At 64.1% G+C, this 21310-nt stretch carries 22 protein-coding genes; 17 read left to right on the top strand and 5 right to left on the bottom strand.

Features of this window, described 5'->3' with window-relative positions; all coding sequences use genetic code 11:
• The first annotated feature begins 148 nt into the window (after nucleotides 1-148).
• The 6 genes from C454_RS12080 (at nucleotide 149) to C454_RS12055 (ending at nucleotide 6335) form a co-directional block, all read left to right on the top strand.
• Nucleotides 149-1891 carry an ABC transporter substrate-binding protein gene (locus C454_RS12080; RefSeq protein ID WP_004976029.1) on the top strand — a complete coding sequence of 581 codons (1743 nt, stop codon included), beginning with the start codon at nucleotides 149-151 and terminating at the stop codon, nucleotides 1889-1891.
• Between the two features lie 75 nt (nucleotides 1892-1966).
• On the top strand, nucleotides 1967-2926 hold the full coding sequence (locus C454_RS12075) for an ABC transporter permease (protein WP_004976027.1): 960 nt from the start codon (nucleotides 1967-1969) through the stop codon (nucleotides 2924-2926).
• A gap of 1 nt (nucleotide 2927) precedes the next feature.
• Nucleotides 2928-3932, top strand: a complete 1005-nt coding sequence (locus tag C454_RS12070; RefSeq protein ID WP_004976026.1) for an ABC transporter permease — start codon at nucleotides 2928-2930, stop codon at nucleotides 3930-3932.
• Nucleotides 3929-5005, top strand: coding sequence for an ABC transporter ATP-binding protein (locus tag C454_RS12065; protein ID WP_004976023.1), 1077 nt, complete (start codon nucleotides 3929-3931; stop codon nucleotides 5003-5005). The genes C454_RS12070 and C454_RS12065 overlap by 4 nt, the downstream gene beginning before the upstream one ends.
• Nucleotides 5002-6126 carry an ABC transporter ATP-binding protein gene (locus tag C454_RS12060; protein WP_004976018.1) on the top strand — a complete coding sequence of 375 codons (1125 nt, stop codon included), beginning with the start codon at nucleotides 5002-5004 and terminating at the stop codon, nucleotides 6124-6126. Before C454_RS12065 ends, C454_RS12060 begins: the two co-directional genes overlap by 4 nt.
• Entirely contained in the window at nucleotides 6123-6335 is a 213-nt protein-coding gene (locus C454_RS12055) for a hypothetical protein (protein ID WP_004976015.1), read from the top strand. Before C454_RS12060 ends, C454_RS12055 begins: the two co-directional genes overlap by 4 nt.
• A gap of 520 nt (nucleotides 6336-6855) precedes the next feature.
• On the opposite strand, the gene C454_RS12050 is transcribed toward C454_RS12055, so the two are convergent.
• Nucleotides 6856-8316, bottom strand: coding sequence for an FGGY family carbohydrate kinase (locus C454_RS12050; protein WP_004976013.1), 1461 nt, complete (start codon nucleotides 8314-8316; stop codon nucleotides 6856-6858).
• A 346-nt stretch (nucleotides 8317-8662) separates the two neighbouring features.
• A complete protein-coding gene (locus C454_RS12045; protein WP_004976010.1) occupies nucleotides 8663-9424 on the bottom strand; it encodes an IclR family transcriptional regulator in 762 nt (253 codons plus the stop codon).
• A 213-nt stretch (nucleotides 9425-9637) separates the two neighbouring features.
• Between C454_RS12045 and C454_RS12040 the strand changes: the two genes are divergently transcribed.
• From C454_RS12040 to C454_RS12015, 6 genes are all read left to right on the top strand, one after another.
• Nucleotides 9638-10063: a secondary thiamine-phosphate synthase enzyme YjbQ gene (locus C454_RS12040; protein WP_004967184.1), complete on the top strand. Its 426-nt coding sequence runs from the start codon at nucleotides 9638-9640 to the stop codon at nucleotides 10061-10063.
• A gap of 2 nt (nucleotides 10064-10065) precedes the next feature.
• A complete protein-coding gene (locus C454_RS12035) occupies nucleotides 10066-10842 on the top strand; it encodes a class I fructose-bisphosphate aldolase (protein WP_004976008.1) in 777 nt (258 codons plus the stop codon).
• 28 nt (nucleotides 10843-10870) lie between these two features.
• Nucleotides 10871-11548 carry a triose-phosphate isomerase gene (locus C454_RS12030; protein ID WP_004976006.1) on the top strand — a complete coding sequence of 226 codons (678 nt, stop codon included), beginning with the start codon at nucleotides 10871-10873 and terminating at the stop codon, nucleotides 11546-11548.
• 100 nt (nucleotides 11549-11648) lie between these two features.
• Entirely contained in the window at nucleotides 11649-11945 is a 297-nt protein-coding gene (locus C454_RS12025) for a PTS sugar transporter subunit IIB (RefSeq protein WP_004976001.1), read from the top strand.
• Nucleotides 11946-12121: 176 nt separating this feature from the next.
• Nucleotides 12122-13564 carry a PTS galactitol transporter subunit IIC gene (locus tag C454_RS12020; RefSeq protein WP_049905142.1) on the top strand — a complete coding sequence of 481 codons (1443 nt, stop codon included), beginning with the start codon at nucleotides 12122-12124 and terminating at the stop codon, nucleotides 13562-13564.
• A 123-nt stretch (nucleotides 13565-13687) separates the two neighbouring features.
• Nucleotides 13688-14149, top strand: a complete 462-nt coding sequence (locus C454_RS12015) for a PTS sugar transporter subunit IIA (RefSeq protein ID WP_004975995.1) — start codon at nucleotides 13688-13690, stop codon at nucleotides 14147-14149.
• Nucleotides 14150-14227: 78 nt separating this feature from the next.
• On the opposite strand, the gene ptsP is transcribed toward C454_RS12015, so the two are convergent.
• Nucleotides 14228-15910, bottom strand: a complete 1683-nt coding sequence (ptsP, locus tag C454_RS12010; protein WP_004975992.1) for a phosphoenolpyruvate--protein phosphotransferase — start codon at nucleotides 15908-15910, stop codon at nucleotides 14228-14230.
• A gap of 129 nt (nucleotides 15911-16039) precedes the next feature.
• Between ptsP and C454_RS12005 the strand changes: the two genes are divergently transcribed.
• Entirely contained in the window at nucleotides 16040-16321 is a 282-nt protein-coding gene (locus tag C454_RS12005) for an HPr family phosphocarrier protein (protein ID WP_081605232.1), read from the top strand.
• A 129-nt stretch (nucleotides 16322-16450) separates the two neighbouring features.
• The gene (locus tag C454_RS12000; protein WP_004975987.1) at nucleotides 16451-16633 is read left to right on the top strand and encodes a hypothetical protein; all 183 of its coding nucleotides are present in this window, start codon (nucleotides 16451-16453) and stop codon (nucleotides 16631-16633) included.
• Nucleotides 16634-17014: 381 nt separating this feature from the next.
• Here C454_RS12000 and C454_RS11995 read toward each other — a convergent pair whose 3' ends face one another.
• Together C454_RS11995 and C454_RS11990 are read right to left on the bottom strand one after the other, a co-directional pair.
• Nucleotides 17015-17341 carry a DUF7521 family protein gene (locus C454_RS11995; protein ID WP_004975981.1) on the bottom strand — a complete coding sequence of 109 codons (327 nt, stop codon included), beginning with the start codon at nucleotides 17339-17341 and terminating at the stop codon, nucleotides 17015-17017.
• Entirely contained in the window at nucleotides 17341-17688 is a 348-nt protein-coding gene (locus C454_RS11990) for a helix-turn-helix transcriptional regulator (protein WP_004975978.1), read from the bottom strand. Before C454_RS11990 ends, C454_RS11995 begins: the two co-directional genes overlap by 1 nt.
• A 282-nt stretch (nucleotides 17689-17970) precedes the next feature.
• Between C454_RS11990 and C454_RS11985 the strand changes: the two genes are divergently transcribed.
• From C454_RS11985 to C454_RS11975, 3 genes are read left to right on the top strand one after another with little or no spacing between them, the layout of a single operon-like run.
• Nucleotides 17971-19437: a COG1361 family protein gene (locus tag C454_RS11985; protein WP_004975977.1), complete on the top strand. Its 1467-nt coding sequence runs from the start codon at nucleotides 17971-17973 to the stop codon at nucleotides 19435-19437.
• Nucleotides 19434-20111: an ABC transporter ATP-binding protein gene (locus C454_RS11980; protein ID WP_004975976.1), complete on the top strand. Its 678-nt coding sequence runs from the start codon at nucleotides 19434-19436 to the stop codon at nucleotides 20109-20111. Before C454_RS11985 ends, C454_RS11980 begins: the two co-directional genes overlap by 4 nt.
• Complete coding sequence (locus C454_RS11975; RefSeq protein ID WP_004975975.1) at nucleotides 20108-21250, top strand: ABC transporter permease; 1143 nt, start codon at nucleotides 20108-20110, stop codon at nucleotides 21248-21250. The genes C454_RS11980 and C454_RS11975 overlap by 4 nt, the downstream gene beginning before the upstream one ends.
• Nucleotides 21251-21310: the final 60 nt, after the last annotated feature.

Genomic DNA, 21310 nt, shown 5'->3' with positions numbered 1-21310 from the left:
AAGCGGTAGCACAACGAACGCGCCCGGAACCCCATTGCGAGATAGTACCAAGTTTGTGAGGGGTTGCCAAAGATATAAATAACGGTGTTTCATGAGCTAAGGTATCACGCGTACCGCTACAAGGGTGTGTACGTAGCTCCGAGAAACAATGTCAGACGACAACATTACCGAGATAAACATGGACAGACGGCAATTTATTGCGGCCGCGAGCGCGGTCGGCGCGACCGCGTTTGCGGGCTGTACCGGCGGCGATTCCGGCGGTTCCGACGGAACCGAGACGAGCGGCGGGAGCACCGACAGCGGTTCGTCGGGCAACTCGGGAGAGACCGTCCGCGTCAACGTCGCGCTCGCCGCGGAGCCGTGGAACTTCGACCCCGCGCTCTGGACGGACACCGCGACCAGCACCATCGGCGGCCTCATCTACGACGAGGTCATCGAACTGACGCCCGACTCCGAACTCCAGCCCGGCCTCGTGACCGAGGTTCCCGACCCGGTCGACGGTGGGACGGCCTTCGAGTACACGCTGCGCGAGGGTATCACCTTCCACAACGGCGACGAGGTCACCGTCGAGGACTTCAAGTACTCCGTCGACTGGATTCTCAACCCCGACAACAAGTCGCCGGTCAAGAGCCGCCTGCCGTTCGTCGAGGACACCGAAATCGTCGGTGACCGGACGCTCCGGCTCAACCTCTCCCAGCCGTTCGGGACGCTCAACTGGTGGCTCACGCGCGGCCTGGAGGGTATCGTTCCCGAGGGGTCCCGCGGCGACACCGCGGACGGGAAGGGGCCGAGCGGCCTCGCGACCGACCTCACGAAGGACCCCGCCGGCGCGGGCACCGGCGCGTTCAAATTCGTCGAGTGGAAAAGCGGGAGTCACGTCCTCCTCGAAAAGAACGAAGACTACTGGAAGGAGGGTGCGCCCGCCGTCGACGAGTTCAAGTTCGACTTCATCGGCGAGGACTCCACGCGCCTCGCGAACCTCCGGTCCGGCCAACTCGACCTGACGGACAAGGTTCCCCCGAAGGACTTCGAGAGCCTCAGCGGCCAACCCGACATCACGACCGAGTCCGTCCCCGGCAACTTCACCCAGGTGCTGTACGTGAACCTCATGGAGTCGGAGGGCAACCCGATGAGCAACCGGCACAACCGCCGCGCGGTGCTGTTCGGCATCGACCGCGAGGAGATCCTCGACGAGATTTTCTACGGACAGGGCGCGGTCCAGAAGGGACCGTGGTACCCCGACAGCGACTGGACTTCGCCGAAGCTCAAGGAGATGCAGATGTACGACCCCGAGAAGGCCAAGAAGGAACTCGAACTCGCGGGCAACCCCGACGGCTTCGAGATGGACATCATCGCCACCAAGGGCTCGTGGTTCAAAGACGAGGCCGTCGTCATCCAGAACCAACTGTCGAAAATCGGCATCGAAGCCAGCGTCACCGCCGTCGACAAGTCCACGCTCCTCAATCAGGTGTACAGCACGGACACGTGGCACGCCGCGATGGAAGACTGGGCGCAGTCGATTCCGGTCGCCACGTCGTGGCTCGACGCCGGCTACGCCGACAACAACCACAACCACAACAACTGGCACCACCCCTCGGACGACCTCGAAGACATCTACGCGCCGAGCGGCCCCGCCGCGCCCGAGGACGCCGAGGGCGACTTCTCGAACGGTCACGAGTGGTACGTCTCGAAGCTCCGCGAGGCACAGGCCTCGACAGACGAACAAGAACAGAAGGAAATCGTCTGGGAACTGGAGGAGTACCTCGTCGAACACGGCATCCAGATAGACATCGCCTACGTGAACAAGCTCGAAGCGTGGCGCAACGCCGTCAACGACTACGACGTGGGCACGTTCCAGGACAACTACCGCTTCGTCTCGAAGGGTGAGTGAGGAGCCGATGCACACGCGTTCGCGCCAGACTCGTCGACCGCAGACGGCGACCCGGGAGGTGACTCGGCCGTGAGCATGTTCCGGTTCGTCCTCAAGCGCCTGCTGTTGAGCGTTCCCGTCCTCCTCGGGGTGAGCGTCGTCGTCTTCGCGCTCGTCCACCTCGCGCCGGGCGGTCCGGTGCGGGTGATGCTCGGCCCGCTCAGCAGCGAGGAGCTCGTCAGGCAGATTCGACTGGAGATGGGGCTCAACCGCCCGCTGTACGTCCAGTACGGCATGTGGGTGTTCGACGCGATACAGGGCGACTTCGGCGTGTCGTGGACGGTCAAGCAGGGGACGCCCGTCACCGACATCATCGTCGAGCGCATCCCGCTGACGGTCGAGCTGTCGATTCTCAGCATGATTACGGCGGTCCTCATCGCCATCCCGGCGGGCATCATCAGCGCCGTCCGGAAGGACAAGCCCGCGGACCACGCCGCGCGCATCGCCGCACTGTCGGGCATCTCGATTCCCGACTTCTGGCTGGGTATCATCCTCATCATGATATTCGCGGTGCAGTTTTCGTTCCCGTGGGCGACCGGCGGCTGGACGCCGCCGTGGGTCGACCCGGTGGCGAACCTCCAGCAGTTGTTCCTTCCGGTCATCACGCTCGGGACGGCCTACTCCGCGCTCATCGCCCGGATGATGCGCTCCGAGATGCTGGACACGCTCAGTCAGGACTACGTCAAGACCGCCCGCGCGATGGGCATCGGCGCGCGCGAAACCGTCCTCAAGGACGCCTCGAAGAACGCGCTCATCCCCGTCGTGACCGTCATCGGCGTCGGACTCGGCCAACTCATGAACGGCGCGATTCTGACCGAGACGGTGTTCAACCTCCCCGGTATCGGCAAGCTCCTGATACTGGCCATCGACCGCCGCGACTACCGCATCATCCAGGCGCTCATCCTGTTCATCGCGAGCGTGTTCGTCTTCGCGAACCTCGCGGTGGACGTGCTGTACGCCTACCTCGACCCCCGCATCAGACACGATGGAAACTAACATGGCAACGACAGACCACACGGACGAGGCGGTGCCGGCCGCGCAAGCCCCCGGTACGCACCACAGTCAGTTCGAGATGTTCTGGAAGGAGTTCCGCAAGAACACCCTCTCGCTCGTGGGGACTGCGATTATCCTCACGATGCTCCTGACCGCGCTGTTCGCGCCGTTTCTCGCCCCCCACGACCCGACGACGCAGTTCGAGGCACCGGACGGCGAACACAACCCGATGCCGATGGGCACCCAGATGATCGTCGAGAACGACGCCGGCGAGGTCGTCGGCACGACGACGGCGTACCTCGGCACCGACCACCACGGCCGGGACATCCTCTCGCGCATCATCTACGGGTTGCGGACGCTGATGACCGTCTCGCTCGGCGTCGTCGGCTTCGCGATGGCGCTCGGCGTGAGCGCCGGCGCGATTGCGGGCTACTACCGCAACACCTGGGTCGACGAGGTCGTCATGCGCTTCATGGACATCCTGTTTTCCTTCCCGAGTCTCATCCTCGCCATCGCGGTGCTCGGCGTGCTCGGGGTCGGAAGCACGGAGTACGGCTCGTTCACGCTCCCGAACATCGTGAAGGTCATCGCCGTCATCGGCGTCGTCTACATCCCGAGTTTCGCGCGCGTCATGCGCGGGTCGGTCCTCAAGGAGATGGAAGAAGACTACGTCGACGCCGCGAAGTCGCTCGGCGCGAGCGACCGACACATCCTCGTGAAGGACATCGCCGTCAACACCCTGCCGACCGTCGTGGTCCAAGGGACGCTCTACATGGGGACGGCCGTCCTCGCCAGCGCCGCGCTGTCGTTCCTCGGGCTGGGCATCCAGCCGCCGAACGCGAGCCTCGGGCTGATGCTGTCGAACGCCCGCGGCTACCTCTACAGTGGGGAGTGGTGGTACTCGGTGTTCCCCGGGCTCGTCATCGTCGTCACCATCCTCGGGTTCAACCTGCTCGGTGACGGCCTGCGCGACGCGCTCGACCCCCGCAACGACGGAGGCGAGCGATGAGCGCTGAGCCGGACGAACAACCGGTACTCGAAATCCGCGACCTCGTCACGCGGTTCTACACCGACGAGGGGACCGTCAAGGCCGTCGATGGCTCGTCGTTCGACCTCTACGAGGGCGAGACGCTCGGCATCGTCGGCGAATCGGGCTCCGGCAAGTCCGTGACCGCGCTGTCGATGCTCCAACTCGTCGACGCCCCCGGTCGCATCGAGGGGGGAAGCGTCCGCTACCGCGGCGACGACCTGCTCGAAAAAAGCGAGGCGGAGATGCGGTCGATTCGGGGCAACGACATCGCGATGATGTTCCAAGACCCGATGACGAGTCTCAACCCCGTGTTCACCGTCGGCGACCAGATCAGCCGGGTCATCAAGACCCACCAGGACGTCTCGGACGCGGCGGCCCGCGAGCGGACCATCGAACTCATGGCCGACGTGGGCATCCCAGAGCCGACCTCGCGCGTGGACAACTACCCGCACCAGTTCTCCGGCGGGATGCGCCAGCGCGCGCTGCTCGCGATGGCCATCTCCTGCGAGCCGGACGTGCTCATCGCCGACGAGCCGACCACCGCGCTCGACGTGACCATCGAGACGCAGATATTCAACGTCCTCGACAAACTCCAGGAGAAGTACGGGATGAGTATCATCCTCATCACGCACGACCTCGGCGTCGTCGCCGGGACCTGCGACCGCGTCGCCGTCGCCTACGGCGGCCGCGTCGTCGAGCGCGCCGGGGTGGACGCACTCTTCGAGAACCCGCGGCATCCCTACACCCGCGGCCTCATGCGGTCGATTCCGCGGCTCACCGACGACACCGACCGGCTGACGCCCGTCAAAGGCGACGTGCCGAACCTCACGGACCTGCCGTCTGGCTGTTCGTTCCACCCTCGGTGTCCGCACGCGACCGCCGAGTGCGAGTCGTACGACCCCGAACTCCGGGAGGTCGAACCCGGCCGGGAAGCGGCGTGTCTCCACGCGCGCGGCTACAACCTCTCGAAGTCGGCTCTCGAAACCGAAGGCGTGCAAGCTGACGGCGGCAGTCCTGCGACTCCCGCGACCGACGGAGGTGAATCGCAATGAGCGACGACCCGCTGTTGTCCGTCTCGGGGCTCCACAAGTACTTCACGCAGAACGACGGCTTCATCGACCGCCTGCTCGGGGCCGACGAGACCGTGAAAGCCGTCAACGGCGTCTCGTTCGACATCGAGCGCGGCGAGACGCTCGGACTCGTCGGCGAGTCCGGCTCCGGCAAGTCGACGACGGCGCGGTCGGTCCTCCGGCTGGACGAACCCACGAAGGGGACGGTCAGCTACGACGGCACCGACCTGACGGCGCTGTCGGACCGGGAGATGACGGAGATGCGAAAGCGCATCCAAATCGTCTTTCAGGACCCCGCGTCGAGTCTCAACCGTCGGAAGACCGTCGGCCAGATAATCAAACAGCCGATGGAGATTCACGGCCTCTACGAGGGCGAACGCGACGCCCGCGTGGACGAACTCATGGAGACGGTCGGCCTGCCGCCGCAGTACTCCAACCGCTACCCCCACGAGTTCTCGGGCGGCCAGCGCCAGCGCGTCGGCATCGCCCGCGCGCTCGCGGTCGACCCCGACTTCATCGTCGCCGACGAACCCGTCTCCGCGCTCGACGTGTCGATTCAAGCGCAGATACTCAACCTGCTCGAGGACCTCCAGGAGGAGTTCGACCTGACGCTTCTGTTCATCGCCCACGACCTCAGCGTGATTCGCCACGTCTGCGACCGCGTCGCCGTGATGTACCTCGGCGAAATCGTCGAACTCGCGGACGCCGACGAGCTGTTTTCGAACCCCCAACACCCCTACACGCGGGCGCTGTTGGGCGCGATTCCCCAGCCGGTCCCGGAGCTGGCGCGGCAGCGGCAGGTGCTCGAAGGCGAGGTCCCCTCGCCGCTCGACCCGCCCTCCGGCTGTTCGTTCAATCCGCGGTGTCCCGAGGCGACCGAGGAGTGCACGTCGATCGACCCGACGCTCGACGACGTGGCGGGCGCGACCGGCGGCCACAAGGCCGCCTGTATCCATGTCGACGAGTTCGAGACCGGCGCGGGCGTCCCGAGCGCCGCACAGGGCGTCGACGAACGATTCAGCATCGAGAACTTCGACGCCGAACCGACGCTCGCGACCGACGGTCGCGGACGGGACCAGGGCCGGGGTGACGACGACAGATGAGCATCGCCGTCAAACCGATGCTTCGCATCGTCCTGACGTTCGCCATCGTGTGGTTCTACCGCGGGCTGTTGCCGCCGCTGTCGCCCGTCGCGAGCACGGTCGCGCTGGTCGTCCTCGCGGTGCCGACGTGGGTGGTCGTGAGCCGCCTGCTGTTCAACTCCGGCGGGGCGCTGGCGATGGTCGACGACGAGTTCGACCGCGGGGGGTAGCAGTCGACGGGTGCGCCGTCCGCACCCTGTACCCACAATAATAAATATCAGAAAACAGAGTAGTGATTAATCATTCAATATAGTAGTCAGTACCAAGCGAATTTTCCGAGGGGGACCATTAAATAGTTGAATAGGTGGCTCCAAGGACGATTTCAAAAGATCGTCTATCCGAGAACGCACTCAGCGGTTAACGAAACGTCAAAGCGACATACCGGACGCTAAATCCTCTAATTCGCATGGTATTTGCGCTTCAGACGCTATTCGGTCGAGGTGGCGCAATATTTTGTTTGATATATTATTATACCTGTCAAATTCGTCGTTTAGGATGTGGGCGCCCTCACCCTCCGAAGGCAGAGTCGCTCGCTATCTTGAACCCGCCGCCTCGTTGTGCATCGAACACACGACGCGACTGGCTCGTGAATGAGGCTGGGAGTTGCCACGATCGACAGGGAACGAGCGAAGGCGAGACGAGATGGACCGATGCAAGGCGACCAGAGCCAGTGAACGGTCGCACTCGGCGTCACTCCCGTTGATAGAACTCCGCGATGTCCCGCCATCGGTCGAAGTACGCCTCTTTTTGCGTATCGAAGTCCGCGCCGATCGACGGGTCTGGTTCGATAACGTCGCGCTCCCGGAGGAGGTTTTCCGCTGCCGTCTCGACGTCGCTGTAAATCGACGTGATGAGCGCGGGGGCCATGACCGCGCCGGCGGTCGTCCGCGGCTCCATCTCGACGACCGGACGGTCCCATATCGACGCGCGGAGCGTGTTCCACCAGTCGTAGTTGCCGTCGAGCGTCGGCGTCCCGTCGTTGATGACGAGCACGCGGTCGATGTCGGTGTCGAAGTGTTCTTCGACAAGCGAGATGTAGGTCCACTCGGTCAGGATGATACCGGTGATGAGCCCGCGGGCCAGTCGGCCGTGGACTTCCTCGGTCGACAGGGAGTTGTCGTAGTTGAGTCCGAGGAGCGACCCCGCGACGTCGGCGTCGAAAAACGGGCTTCGGTTGCCCTTGAGGAACATCTCGTACCCCTCTCCGCTCGGGACCTGTCGGGCGAGTTCGAGCCCGCGCTCCGGCGTACAGTTGAGGATGCGGTCGAAGAACCACCGAAGGAGGTTGCCGGTGTCGAACGACGCACCGGGAAGGTAGCCGTCGATGGGGTGGCGGTGATAATACAGCGCCGGGTGCGGCGAGACGGTCTCCGAGACGTACTTGACGACGCTCGACGCGCCGAAGGTGATGCTGAACTCCCCCGGTTTGACGCCGCCGTTCGCCAGCACCGAGGCGTTGCCGTCGGTGAGTCCCTGAAAGAGTTTGATACCGTCGAAGCCGGTCCGCTCGGCTAACTGGCCGTCGGCGACGCCGATGAACGACCCCGGGGGTCGAATCGCCGGAAAGAGCGATCGAGGCAGGTCGAGCGTCTCGAACAGCGACTCGAACCACGTGGGGAGTGGCGTCGTCACGTCGGCACCGAACTTCAACGCGTTCGTCCAGTCGGTCTCGATATCGTGCCACGGCGTCGACGCGTCGAACCGGAGCCGATACAACAGCCACGTCGTCGGGCTGAGAATCCACTCCACCCGCTGGAACTTTTCGGGGTGTTCCTCGCGAAGCTTCAGAATCTTCGGAAGGGGGCTGGTCGGAGAAAACGCGATGTTCTGGTTAATCGAGAGGCCGGACAGGTCGAGGTCGCGGAGCTTCGATGCCTGTTCGGGCGCGGAATCGAAGTACATCTGCGGCGGAAACACCGGCTCGCCGTACTTATCGACGAGTACGGCCGTCCCCGACGTACTTGCGACCGAGCCGATACCGGTCTGCGGCAGCGCCGGTGCCGCCTCATGGAGCGCACGCTCCCACGCGAGCGTCGTCTGCTCGGCGACCGGTGCCTCACCACCGGCGAGTCGTTCCCCGTCGGTGCTGTACACATCGACGTGCACGCTCGCGGTACCGAGATGAACGCCGACCAGTTGCGGGCTCTCCATACTACGGGGTCTCGTAGGACGCCATTAAATCCTTCCGAGGCAGTGACCTTGTCGACCGCGCGAGCGCGCGGTTCGACAGACCGGCCGCAGCAGAGTTCATTTGGTGGCTGTTAGCATACAATCCGGACGAGCGCACGTTCAATCGACATTCGTTTCGGGAGAGATGACATTCCGAGCGTTGATACCGAAATAAGAACGATAATCGGACAAACACGAACTATCGTTGAGATTCCTTCTATTCTGTAATTGAGAACACTAGTCCAAGGGTGCTGAACAGTCTCGACAGGGCCGGCGGAGGCTTGCAGGAGTCGTCGCGAAAGTCGTTACAAAGGTACGTTTGTAATAGCTAGTGGTTCGCGTGGAGTTCGATGACGTTGGCGGCGCTCTGGACGATATCGGGAACCTCGTCGGTGAACCGTTCGTTATTCATGCGGCTGACGGGTTGCGAGACGCTGATTGCACCCAGAACGGTCCCGTCTTTCGCGATGATGGGCGCGCCGACGCACCGGAGTCCTCGGATAAGTTCCTCGTTGTCGACGGCGTAGCCCCGGTCGCGGACCGTCGCCAACTGTGCGTCGAGTTCCGCCCTGTCGGTGATCGTCTGGTCGGTTTCCGCGGGAAGGCCGTGTTCGTCGATGATGTCGTCGACGCGCTCGGGAGAGAGGTGCGCCAGTATCGCCTTTCCGAGTCCGATAGCGTGTAGCGGCCGCCTGAGGCCGGGGTAGATGTCTAAATCGACCGCTCGCTCGCCCTGTTCGGAGGCGAGATACACGCCCTGCCCGTACTCCTCGACCATCAGATTCGCGAGTTCGCCGGTCTGTGACGCCAACCGGTGGACCTCGCGCTTCGCCACCTGATACAGCGGGTGGCGGTGCTGTACGTACCCCCCGAACCCGAGCAGCCGAAGGCTCAGTTCGTAATCGGTCCCGTCGCGGACGACGAACTTCTCGGCTTCGAGCGTGCTGAGGTGGTTGTGGACCGTGCTCTTGTTCATCTCGAGTTCCCGAGCAAGGAACGTCACGCTGCTCGACCCGTGTTCTCGGAGCGCGTCGAGCACCCGAATCGTCTTCCGACTCGTTTCGACCCGGTGGGGCGCGTTCTCTGTCATGACTGCGTGTCGTCGAGGCAACCCTAAATAGTTTGTTCCATCGAGTAGAACAGCTGTTCGATTCAGCGAGACAGCGGGTCGAACCGTCGACGCCGTTCGAACGGCGGAGCCAGACGAGGTGGAACCGAGGTATCTGGTGTCTAAGGGCCGCTGTGCGGTGTTCGGGGCAGTGCCGGCAAAAACTATTTACGCTCACTCCCTGAGCTACGGTGTATGGAGATACAGACAGAGAGCTTCTCCATCGAGAGCCACAGCAGGTTCGAGATTCTGAGCGTCACTCCCGAGGTGGAAGCGACCATCGAGGACCTCGGCGTGACCGACGGACTCGTGTACGTGTCGACGCCGCACACGTCTGCGGCGCTCTCGACTAACGAGTACGAAGAGAAGCTCCTCGACGACATGATTGACAAGTTCAAGGAGATCGCCCCCCCGGACGAGGGCTACTACCACGACCTCGACCACATCACCGCAGGTGAGCAGCCGAACGCTCACGCGCACCTCATCTCCGCGATGATCAAGCGACCGGTCCTTCTCGTCCTCCGCGACGGGGAGCTCGACCTCGGGACCTGGGAAGAGGTCATGTTCTTCGAACTGTGCGGCCCGCGCGAGCGAACGATTACCACGACGATTCTACAATAGCCATGACGGACCAACCACTCGGACGATCGGTGACTGTCGCTATCGACCACGGCCTCCATTGGGGGTCCCTCGAGGGGTTCGAGGACCCCGCGGCGCTCCTCGACACGGTGCTGGACGCCGGCCCCGACGGTATCCTCGCGAGCGTTCCATTCCTGAAGCGCTTCGAGGACCGAATCGCCGCCGCCGACGTCCACACCATCGGCACGCTCGACCTCCTGTACGACTCGACGATGCCGGGCGACATCGAAAACGCCGAAATCCACTCCCAGGTGTTCAGCGTCGAAGACTGCGCCGACGTGGCCGACGCCGCGAAGGTCGCGCTCGTCTTCGGCCGGGAGGACCCCGACGTGCTGAAGGAGAACGCCGAGTTCGTCGCGGCCGCGGCCGAGGACTGCGACGACGCGGGGATTCCGCTCATCGTCGAGCCGACCCTCTGGGGCCAGCGCGCAGACGACGAGTTCGACACCGACTACCTCGTCAACGCCAACCGCCTGGGCTTCGAACTCGGCGCGGACATCCTGAAGACGCCGTACCCACCCACGGGCTTCGAGCGTATCGTACACAACGCGCCGGTGCCGACGTACATCGCCGGCGGACCCACCGTCGAGACGGACCGGGAGGTACTGGAGATGGTCCACGGTGCCGTCGACGCCGGCTCGCAGGGCGTGATGTTCGGCCGCAACGTCTGGCAGCGAGACGACCCCGCCGCCATCATCGACGCGCTCTCGGCCATCGTCCACGAGGGCGCGACCATCGAAGAGGCCGAGACGTTACTATGACCTCCCGAAACACCTCCCGGACCCACTGATGAACCTTCCGTACCCCCACTTTCAGGTCAACTTCAAGGTGTACCCGGATACGAGCGGCGAGGACGCGCTCGCGTTCGCGCGCATGCTCGAAACGATAGAAGCGGAGACCGACGCGCGCTTCGTGTTGACGCCACAACTGCCGGACATTCGGCTGATAACCGAACACACCGACCTCGCCGTCACCGCGCCCGCGATGGACGCCGTCGAGCCCGGTCGCGGGATGGGGAAAATCCTCCCTGAGACCGTCGCGGACGCAGGGGCGGACGGCGTCGTCATCAACCACGCGGAGAACCGCGACACGCTGTCCGACCTCGTGTGGAAAATCGAGCGCTGCCGCGACCTCGACCTCGACTCGGTCGTCTGCGTCGACAGCATCGAGATGGGCCGAGCGGTCGCCGAGTTCGACCCCGACTCGATGATATACGAGATGCCCGAAGACATCTCGTCGGACCGCGCGATCACGCAGACCCACCCCGACCGCGTCCGCGCCTTCATGTCGATGGTCGAAGCGGAGAACCCGCGCACTCGCGTCCTCGTCGGCGGCGGCATCTCGACCGCCGAGGACGTCCGCCTCGCCTTCGAACAGGGCGGTCACGCGACCGGTGCCGCATCGGCCGTGTCGCTCGCGTCGGACCCGGAGTCGCTCCTCCGCGACATCGCCGCGAGTTTCCCCTGAGACGCCGGCGACGGCGAACGCCCCGCTTGGTTCGGCGACTGCAGCGCGTCAGACCGGCGCAATCTTTTTAGTGGTCATCGATGATGTGCAATACACGTCAATGACAACGAAAAACATCCTCGTAGTGTGTGGCACATCGGTCGCGACGTCGACGGTCGTCAAGGAAGCGCTGAAAGAGAAACTCCCGGAGCGGGGCCTCGACATCGGGACCATCGCCAAGGCGAAGGCGACGGAGGCCCCCGGCAAGGTCTCGTCGGGGAACTTCGACCTTATCGTCACCACGACGCAGCTCAACCAAGACAAGTTCGACATCCCGGTCATCCACACGACGGCGTTCATGACCGGTATCGGCCAAGACGAGGTCCTCGACGACATCGCCGCGGCGCTCGAAGACTGACTGTTCGACGAGTCGGCGACGCGGATTTTTCACGAACGATAGCAATATTTATGTGGGATCACTCTCATCCTGAGACAGGGTTGTGAGTCAATAACATGGCAGTACCAGAAGTACTCTTACAGAGTGGTGTGAGTTCCCTGTTGAATTCTATCAACAGCGTAATCCAATCGTTGGGCGTGAGCGTCCTCCTTCCGATAATCATCTTCCTCATCGCGCTCGCGTTCCGGGTGGACGTGTTGAAGGCGGCGCGCTCGTCCATCCTCATCGGTATCGGCTTCATCGGCATCAATCTCGTCATCGGACTGTTCAGCGAGAACATCAGCCCGCTGGCCCAACAGATGGTCGAGGTGACCGGCATCACGCTGCCGGCGGTCGACGTCGGCTGGCCCGCCGCCGCCGCCATCGCCTTCGGTATCGCGGAACTCGGCGTCTGGATGATTCCGCTGTTCGTGGCGATGAACCTCGTCCTCTTCGCTATCGGCTTTACCTACACGCTCAACGTGGACATCTGGAACTACTGGCACTTCGCCTTCATCGGCGGGCTGGTCTACATGAGCACGAACAACTGGCTGTACTCGGTGGCGGTCGGGCTGACGCTTGGGCTGTTCGTCCTCGTCGCCGCGGACTGGACGCAGCCGGCCGTCGAAGAGACGTTCGACACGCCCGGCATCTCCATCCCGCACGGAACCTCGGCACCGTACGCCGTCGCCGCGATTCCGATTCACTGGGCGGTGGACAAGACACCCCTCGGAAACATCGAAGCGGACCCCGACGCGATTCAAGACCGGTTCGGTATCCTCGGCGAGCCCATCTTCGTCGGCCTCGCTATCGGTCTCGTCATCGGTATCGCCGCCTACAGTAACGCGCTTTTCGTCGCCGAGAGCTGGTACGCCATCCTCACCGCCGGCATCTCGTTCGCCGCGGTGATGCACATCCTGCCGATGATGGTCGGCATCCTCATGGAGGGGCTGACGCCGCTTTCGGAGTCGATTCGGAACTTCATGACCTCGCGGTTCGAAGACCGCGACATGGCGATTGGCCTCGACTCGGCCATCCTCATCGGCCACGAGTCGGTCATCGCGTCCAGCCTGCTCATCGTCCCGATCGCCATCGTGATGTCGATCATCCTCCCCGGAAACGACGTCCTGTGGGGAATCGACCTGGCGACGTTCCCGTTCTTCTTCGCGCTGATGGTTCCCATCATGAACGGCAACATCGTGAAGATGGTCGTCACGGGGACCATCCTGCTGATTCCGCTGCACTACATCTCTTCCGCGGTGGCGCCCCTCCTGACGCAGGCGGCGGGGAGCGCGGGCTTCGACCTCGCTGGCCGCGGGCTCATCACGTCGCCCGTCGCTGACGCGGGGTCGCCCGCGACGGGCGTCCTTGCCCTCATCCCGGCGCCGGTCGCCCTCGCGGTCGGGCTCGTCATCGTCCTCGGTATCTGGGTCGCACTTCGGATGTGGCCCCAGCGGATGTACATGGTCGCCGGCGCGTCAGAAGAGAAAGCGCGGGAGACCGTCGAACGTCGTCACACCGGGAAGGGCGGCGGCCTCTTGCCCAACAAACTCGGCTCGTCAGCCGACGTGACGGCCGCAGAGGGCCGCTCCGACGACTGACCGCGCGAGCCACGAGCCACCCGTCGGTGTCCACGACTCGACCGCGACGAGCCACCGTGCTTCGCCGAACCGTCGGCGAACCGGTACCAACACTTTTCTCGGAGACCCGCGTACGACTCATCGATGCGAACTGAAAGCCTCGAACTGACTGGCGAGACGGACGAAGCGGTCCTCACGGAACTCGGCGCGTACGCTTACGACCGGGGATGGGCCGACGAGAGCTACGCGGATGCCCTCCTGACGCGGGAAGCCGACTATCCGACGGGGCTCGACATCCCGACGATGGGGTTCGGCATCGCCATCCCCCACGCCGACCCCGACCACGTCTCCGAACAGGCAGTGCTCCTCGGATTGCCGCCCGCGGGCGAGTCGATAGCCTTCCGAAGCATGGACAACCCCGACGAGCGCGTCGACGCCGAGGTCGTCGTGTTGCTCCTCGTGACAGAGACCGAGGGCTACTCGTCGTTCCTCTCGAACCTCGCCAAACTCTTTCAGGCCGAGGAGTTCGCCGAATTGACGAAGCGCCGCGACGCCGACGGCCTGCTCGACCTCGTCGTCGAGCGCTGCGTCGATTTCGACGGCTGAACCGGAGAAGACGACGCCGCGGAGCGGCGCTTCACGGCGAGCGAGCGGCCAGTCTTCTACTCCACTCCACTCCAGTTGTTAGTCTAAGAGCGCTCGAACGTCCTCGTTGGTCTCGGCGCGGAGGGCAGCCTCGGCGAGCGCCGCCGCCGACTCGTCATCGACGGCCCGGACGCCCGCTTTCACCTCGGGAATCGTCACGGCGCTCATGCTCAACTCGTCGAAACCGAGCCCGACGAGCAGTTCCGTGTGCGCGGGGTCGCCGGCCATTTCGCCGCACATGCCGACCCAGGCGTCGCCGTCGTGAGCGGCCTCGACCGTCCGCGCGATGGCGCGGAGCACCGGCGGGTGAAGCGGGTCGTGTAAGGAGGCGACGCGGTCGTCGTCGCGGGCCGCGGCCATCACGTACTGCGTGAGGTCGTTCGTCCCGATACTGAGGAAGTCGAGGCGGTCGGCGAACTCGCGGGCGAGAAACACCGACGCCGGCGTCTCGACCATCGCGCCGAGTTCGGGAACCGCGTAGTCGACGCCCGCCTCGTCCAGTTCCGCGGCGATTGCGCTCACTTCGTCGAGGAGCGCGTCGAGTTCCGTCACCGTCGACACCAGCGGGAACATCACGGCGAGCTGCGCCGGCCCGGCGGCCGCACGCAGAATCGCGCGGACGTGTTCTTCGAACAGTTCGGGTCGCTCGCCCGGCGCGAACCGGATGCCGCGAACGCCGAGAAACGGGTTGTCGCCGGGGTCGGAGTCGACGTACGGAATCGGCTTGTCGCCCCCGATGTCGAGCGTTCGGACGACCACGCGCGACCCGGCGAACGCCTCGCACACCTCGGTGAGCGCCTCGTACTGCTCGTCTTCGTCCGGCGGCGTCTCCCGGTCGAGAAAGAGGAACTCCGTTCGAAAGAGCCCGACGCCGTCCGCACCGCGTTCGGCGGCCGCCACCGCTTCCCGCGGCGTCCCGACGTTCGCGGCGACTTCGACGTGTCGGCCGCCGGCCGTCGTGACGGGGTCGTGTTCCACCGTTGCACCGCCCGATTCCCGCGCCGCGGCGATGGCGTCGGCGTCTGGGTCGACGGTCACGTCGCCCGTGGTGCCGTCGACGACGAGGCGCGTGCCGTCAGCAAGGTCGAGCACGTCGGTGCCGACGCCGACCACCGCCGGAATCGCCAGCGACCGGGCCATGATGGCGGCGTGGGAGGTTCGTCCTCCCTCGACCGTGACGAACCCGGCGACGGCGTCGGGGTCTAACTGCGCGGTATCGCTCGGGGTGAGTCGCTCCGCGACGAGCACCGTTCCCTCGGGGAGCGCCGAGAGGTCGACCCGGTCGCGGTCGAGCAGGATGCGAAGCACTCGGTCGCGGACGTCGCGGAGGTCGTCCGCGCGCTCGGCGAACATCCCGTCTGCGGCCTCGAACGTGGCGATTGGGTCCTCGAACGCCTGCGAAACGGCGCGCTCGGCGGTGAGGCCGTCTTCGCTGATCGCGGTTTCGACGCCGTCGGTGATCTGTGGGTCGGCGAGGAACTGCTGGTGCGCGTCGAAGATTTCCGCTTCTTCGGTGCCGACGCGCTCGGCCGTCCGTGACCGTTCGCGAGCGAGCTCGTCCGCCGCCGTCTCCCGTGCCGCCTCGAACCGCCGAAGCTCAGCTTCGGGGCCGGCCGCCGACCGCTCGCTCTCGTCGAGGTCGACCGTCGAATCGTACTGGACGACCGTGCCGACACCGAGAAGCGGTGTCACGCCGACGCCCGAGATTCTACGGTCGCTCATCGGTCCCTCGTAGCTACCGCTGGATACGCTGCGCTTGCGAACATCACACGCGACTAGTCCGCGTCCGCCGGCAAAAACGCTCGCGAAGCGGTAAAGCCTTTAGTACCGGCGTGGGAAATGGTGGCACGGATGGCAGCGAAATCAGCGACAGTAGTCGTAGAGCACGAGACCGGTCTCCACGCACGCCCCGCGTCGATGTTCGTCCAGACGGCGTCGAAGTTCGAGACGGATATCTCCGTGCGGAAAGCAGGCGGGGAGACGGAAGTAGACGCGAAAAGCAGTATCGCCGTCCTCTCGCTCGGCGTCGGCCCGGACGAAGAGATCGTCATCACCGCCGACGGCAGCGACGGCGAGCAGGCCGTCGAACGGCTCGTCGAACTCGTCCAGAACGACTTCGACCTCGATTCGTAACGACCGCTCGGGCTCGCGGTCGACCGCGACGCTCGACGGCGTGGCGAGCGCGACCCGCGGCCACAAAGCCGCTTGCACCTTCGACGCCGAACCGACGCTCGCGACCGCCGGCCGGGATGATGACGACAGATGAGCATCGCCGTCAAGCCGATGTTCTGCCTCGTTCTGACGGTCGCCATCGTGAGCCGCCTGCTGTTCAACTCCGGCGGGGCGCTGGCGATGGTCGACGACGAGTTCGACCGCGGGGGGGGGGGAGCGGCCTCGCGGGGTGTCTGTGTCTCTCGTTCGGAGATAGAAACATACAATAATTGAGGGGAATAGAGATTATCTGAAGATATGTCATTTTAGGTCTGTTCGGACAGTACATATGAATAGACGTATCAGGCCATCTATCGGTGTTTGAGGAGTATTTGTCTTAGACTGCTATTCGAGTATCGATAATCTGGCCTGACCGGCCAGATATTGAATTAATCAGCGTACTCGCGTATTTCTGGGCCTAATTGACAGCGAAAACGTATATTTCTAAAATCTATTTCTGATTTATGATAGTTTGTCCTTGCCACGAACGGTCTCCCCACTCCGGAGTGACGTTCGCTACCGAGAACGACGGCGACCGAGTCGCCTCCGGTGCTGGACGGGTTCTGAAGCGCGCGAAAGACGCCGAATCGGAAACGCCTCGGACTCGGCCGAACGCTAGGACCCGCTCCGAAGCGCAAGTGAGTAGATGATAAACGACAGTCCGACGATTTGGCTTATCGCGGTCCCGAGCGGCAGATAAAACATGTAGATGTCGACGTGGAGCCCAAACGAGGCGGTGGCGAGTGACATGAGCGGTGGAATGACGGTGACGAACGCGAGGCCGACCGCGAGAAACAGCATTCGTCGGTTCGCGTTCCGACGGTATCCGTGGTAGGCCTGGAAGACGATAAACAGGCCCATCACGATTGTGACGAAGAACGCGGCGAACAGCGTCACGTAGCGTATCGGCAGCGTAAGAAGGTCAATCTGAAGCGGTTGCATCACAGTTCCTCCCAGATTCGCGTGAAGCGGTCCGCCATCGTTTCGGGCTCCCGTTCTTCGATTGTGAGTTTGAGTTCATCGTTCTCTAATTCCACCGTGAGGCGCTTGAGCCGTGCTTTGTAGACGCTGTAGTGGTGCCCATCGCCTTCGAGTTCGGTCTGCTCTTCGAGAAGTCCGCAGTCGATCAGGCGCTCGGTGCGCCGGTAAATCGTCGGGAGCGACGCGTCGCACGCTTCACTGAGCTCTTTGGCGGACTTCGCTGTCGTGTCTGTCGACGTGAGGATGGTCCGTGCGTATTTGTCGTCGAGGAGGTGGTAGACTTCCTCCGGTGTAGACTCCTCACACACAACGGGGTATCATCGTGAGTGGTGTTTATCGGTGCGTCGATTTTCTGGCCCAGAAAACGTGCGTCGCCCTATATACTCTCGGGCCGAGACGGCAGTCGGACATCTGTGACCCGGTCAAACTTTCCGACCCAGAAAATCTGTGTCGGTGTTTAATCACCTATCTGCCGCTTGCTCTCTCGTGAAACGACAGCCAGACACCGATGGCCGCGTTCGAGTATTGACCTATCAACGGATCGGACGGCGACTCGCTCGTCGTCGGAGCGCAATCGGGGTGGAGCGTCGGTGAAGCGGTTCTTCTCCGCTGTGTTCGCGTTGTTGTTGCTCACGTCGTCGGTCGGCGCCGTCGCGAGTACGGCGGGTGCGACCGAAGTCGCCATCCATGCCGACGCGTCCGTTAGCGACCCCGCACCGGGCGAACCGTTCGTCGTCTCCGTCAACCTGAGCAACGTCGGCGACGAGTCTGTCGACGTGACCGACGTGTACCTCCGCGATCCGAGCGGGGCCGAGTACGCGCGGGCCGAAGATCTCGGGTCGCTTACCGCGGGGCGTGAGATGACCGTTCCCATGAGTGTCACCCTCGACGAGGAGGGGAGAAAACGGCTCACCGTCCAAGCGGCCGTTAGGGGACAAGGCGGTGGATACACCCGTGTGAGCTACCCGGTGTACGTAGATGTCGAGCCACCAGACGAGGCCGCAATCTCGTTCGAACACCTCGACCCCGTCGCGGGCGACGAGCGTTCCGTCGGGGTGACCGTTGCCAACGGTGACACCGACACGATTTCGAACGTCAAACTCACGCTCGGCGGCGACGCCGACGTAGAGGACCCGAAACGCGTGAGCGCCTCGCTCGCGCCCGGTTCGAAGGCCGACTACACGTACAACGTGACATTTCCCGAAGCCGGTGAGCACACGCTCCGCGGCACGGTCCAGTACAAAACCGCGACCGGAGCAACGCGGACAGCGACCGTCGAGAAGGCGGTGACCGCCGAGACCGCTGATATCGACACCGGTCTCACCGCGACGGTGGCCGAGTCGAACGGGTCGTCGGTCATTCAGACGACGCTCACAGAGTACGGGAACGTCGGCCTCACCGACGTTCAGTTCCGGGCGGTCGTCGACGGAACGGTCGTTGAACGCGCCCTCGTCTCGGACGTCGACCCGAAGACGTCGCAGACGTTCGCACTCAGCGGGACCGACATTCCCACGGGTGCGGTAACCATCGTCGCCGCGTACACCGCCGGTGGTGACGCCCACACGACCGAAACGACCATCGACTACAACCCCCGCGAGTTGTCGAACATCGAACTGACCGGTATCGAAGCGACGCGGAGCGGTTCGACCGTCACGCTGAGCGGCGATGCCGCGAACGTCGGGAGCAGTGACGCCGACTCCGTGCTCATGAGCGTCGGCGACGCCGCCGGGGTCAGCCCGGCTGCGCCGAACGGCGAGTACTTCGTCGGCACCGTCGAATCCAGCGAGTTCGCCACGTTCGAACTGACTGCCGAGACGGATTCAAACGGCTCAGTCGACAGCCTCCCCGTCGAAATCCGCTACTCTGCGGGTGGTGAGCAGTTCGTCCGGACGGTCCACGTCGACTTCGCGTCGAGCGAGTCGGCCGCGCGGGGTGGTGCGGCCGCGAGCAGTAGTTCCGGTGGTGGCAGCAGCGGGTTCTCCGTGGCGGCGCTCGGTATCGCACTCGCCGTTGCGGTCGGTGCTGCTGGTGTCTACTGGCGACGACAACAGTCATGAGCGTCATCGAACTCGAGGATGTCATCAAGCGCTATCAGAGCGGTGTGGAAACGGTTGAGGCGCTCAAGGGCGTGGACTTCAGCGCCGACCGCGGCGAGATGGTCACCGTCATCGGCCCTTCGGGTTCGGGCAAGAGTACTATGCTCAACATGATCGGACTGCTCGACACGCCCACCGAGGGCCACGTCCACCTCGACGCCCGCGACGTGACCGACTTCAGCGAGGACGAACTCACCGAAGAGCGCCGAACGGGAATCGGGTTCGTGTTCCAGGACTTCCACCTGCTTCCCATGCTGACGGCGGTCGAGAACGTCGAACTCCCCTCGATGTGGAACACCTCGGTAGACAGGCACGACCGCGCGGTTGAGTTGCTCCGTCGCGTCGGTCTCGGCGACCGCTTAGACCACACGCCCGACCAGTTATCCGGCGGCCAACAACAGCGTGTCGCAGTCGCGCGGTCGCTCATCAACGAACCGGACATCCTCTTGGCCGACGAGCCCACGGGGAACCTCGACCAGGACACCGGTCAGACGATTCTCGAAGAACTGACGCGGCTGAAGGAAGACGAGAACGTCGCCATCGTCGCGGTCACCCACGACGACCAGATGCTCGACTACACCGACACCACCGTCCGCATCGTCGACGGCGTCATCCAAGAGGTGGATCAGCCGTGAGTATCGCCGATTACCTGTGGCGGTATCCGAGCGCGCTCATGGCGTGGCGCAACCTCGGCCGCAACCGAACGCGAACGGTGCTGGCGGCACTCGGCATCGTTATCGGCGTGATTTCCATTGCGTCGCTCGGGATGGCGGGTGCAGCGCTCCAACAGCAGGCCACCTCCGACCTCGGCTCTATCGGCGGTGATGTGACGATCGCCTCGGGAGCGGACAGCGCCACCGACGGCGTCACCCGAGCGCAGGTCGAAACGCTCCGTGACATCGTGAGTGACGCGGAGGTGGTTCCACAGAAGTCGAACTCGACGGCGCTAACCGCGCGAAACGGCGAGGAGGCGCGGATGAGCGTCACGGGGGTGACGAACGCCGCCGCGCTGTACAACCTCACGAACGGCGACGCACCGAATCGGCTGGCTTCGGGGGCGCTCATCAGCAACGGCACCGCCGAGACACTTGACCTCGAACTCGGCGACCCCGTCGAGTACGACGGTCAGATATACCGCATCAGCGGGTTCCTCGAGGAGTCGGGTGGCTTCGGCGGCGGTGGCGGCCAACTCGTGTTGCCGATGTCAGCGCTCTCTGAGCAGGACGGGTACGACACCGTGACCGTCGTCGCCGGCAATAGCGACGCGGCCGCGGCCCTCGCTGACGTGATCGACGCCCAGTTCAACGGGGAAGACGACGAGGAGCTACGCGTGAGCACGTTCGGGAGCTTAGACAGCCTCGAAACGTTCCTGAACACGCTCAACTACGCGCTGCTCGCTATCGGTGCCATCTCGCTCGTCGTGGCGAGCGTCGCCATCCTCAACGTGATGCTGATGAGCACGGTCGAACGCCGCGGCGAAATCGGCGTCCTCCGGGCCGTCGGGATTCGCCGTGGTGAGGTACTCCGGATGATTCTGACCGAGGCCGCCCTCATGGGTGCCGTCGGCGGATTGATCGGAGCGCTCGGGTCGCTTCTCGTCGGACTGGCCATGTTCCAGTTACTCACGGGTAACGCGATGGCCGTGTTCAACTGGAGTAGCTCCCAGTACCTCCTGTTCGGGTTCGCATTCGCCGTCGTGGCGAGCGTCCTGAGCGGTGTCTACCCCGCGTGGAAGGCCGCCAACGACCGCCCGGTCGACGCGCTTCGGAGCTGAGCCGTCGACTCTTTTCGGCCGACATCCGTCGGCGAGTTTCGGACTCGGGCGTCAAACGGG

Source organism: Haloferax gibbonsii ATCC 33959, from assembly GCF_000336775.1.
Classification (GTDB): Archaea; Halobacteriota; Halobacteria; order Halobacteriales; family Haloferacaceae; genus Haloferax; species Haloferax gibbonsii.
The sequence above is the reverse complement of the archived record's forward strand: the minus strand, read 5'-3'. Positions and strand labels throughout refer to the sequence as shown.

Bases quoted from the DNA above. Each gene is read 5' to 3' on its own strand.
- C454_RS12080 (WP_004976029.1), top strand. From the start codon at position 149: ATGTCAGACGACAACATTACCGAGATAAACATGGACAGACGGCAATTT.
- C454_RS12075 (WP_004976027.1), top strand. From the start codon at position 1,967: ATGTTCCGGTTCGTCCTCAAGCGCCTGCTGTTGAGCGTTCCCGTCCTC.
- C454_RS12070 (WP_004976026.1), top strand. From the start codon at position 2,928: ATGGCAACGACAGACCACACGGACGAGGCGGTGCCGGCCGCGCAAGCC.
- C454_RS12065 (WP_004976023.1), top strand. From the start codon at position 3,929: ATGAGCGCTGAGCCGGACGAACAACCGGTACTCGAAATCCGCGACCTC.
- C454_RS12060 (WP_004976018.1), top strand. From the start codon at position 5,002: ATGAGCGACGACCCGCTGTTGTCCGTCTCGGGGCTCCACAAGTACTTC.
- C454_RS12055 (WP_004976015.1), top strand. From the start codon at position 6,123: ATGAGCATCGCCGTCAAACCGATGCTTCGCATCGTCCTGACGTTCGCC.
- C454_RS12050 (WP_004976013.1), bottom strand. From the start codon at position 8,316: ATGGAGAGCCCGCAACTGGTCGGCGTTCATCTCGGTACCGCGAGCGTG.
- C454_RS12045 (WP_004976010.1), bottom strand. From the start codon at position 9,424: ATGACAGAGAACGCGCCCCACCGGGTCGAAACGAGTCGGAAGACGATT.
- C454_RS12040 (WP_004967184.1), top strand. From the start codon at position 9,638: ATGGAGATACAGACAGAGAGCTTCTCCATCGAGAGCCACAGCAGGTTC.
- C454_RS12035 (WP_004976008.1), top strand. From the start codon at position 10,066: ATGACGGACCAACCACTCGGACGATCGGTGACTGTCGCTATCGACCAC.
- C454_RS12030 (WP_004976006.1), top strand. From the start codon at position 10,871: ATGAACCTTCCGTACCCCCACTTTCAGGTCAACTTCAAGGTGTACCCG.
- C454_RS12025 (WP_004976001.1), top strand. From the start codon at position 11,649: ATGACAACGAAAAACATCCTCGTAGTGTGTGGCACATCGGTCGCGACG.
- C454_RS12015 (WP_004975995.1), top strand. From the start codon at position 13,688: ATGCGAACTGAAAGCCTCGAACTGACTGGCGAGACGGACGAAGCGGTC.
- ptsP (WP_004975992.1), bottom strand. From the start codon at position 15,910: ATGAGCGACCGTAGAATCTCGGGCGTCGGCGTGACACCGCTTCTCGGT.
- C454_RS12005 (WP_081605232.1), top strand. From the start codon at position 16,040: ATGGCAGCGAAATCAGCGACAGTAGTCGTAGAGCACGAGACCGGTCTC.
- C454_RS12000 (WP_004975987.1), top strand. From the start codon at position 16,451: ATGAGCATCGCCGTCAAGCCGATGTTCTGCCTCGTTCTGACGGTCGCC.
- C454_RS11995 (WP_004975981.1), bottom strand. From the start codon at position 17,341: ATGCAACCGCTTCAGATTGACCTTCTTACGCTGCCGATACGCTACGTG.
- C454_RS11980 (WP_004975976.1), top strand. From the start codon at position 19,434: ATGAGCGTCATCGAACTCGAGGATGTCATCAAGCGCTATCAGAGCGGT.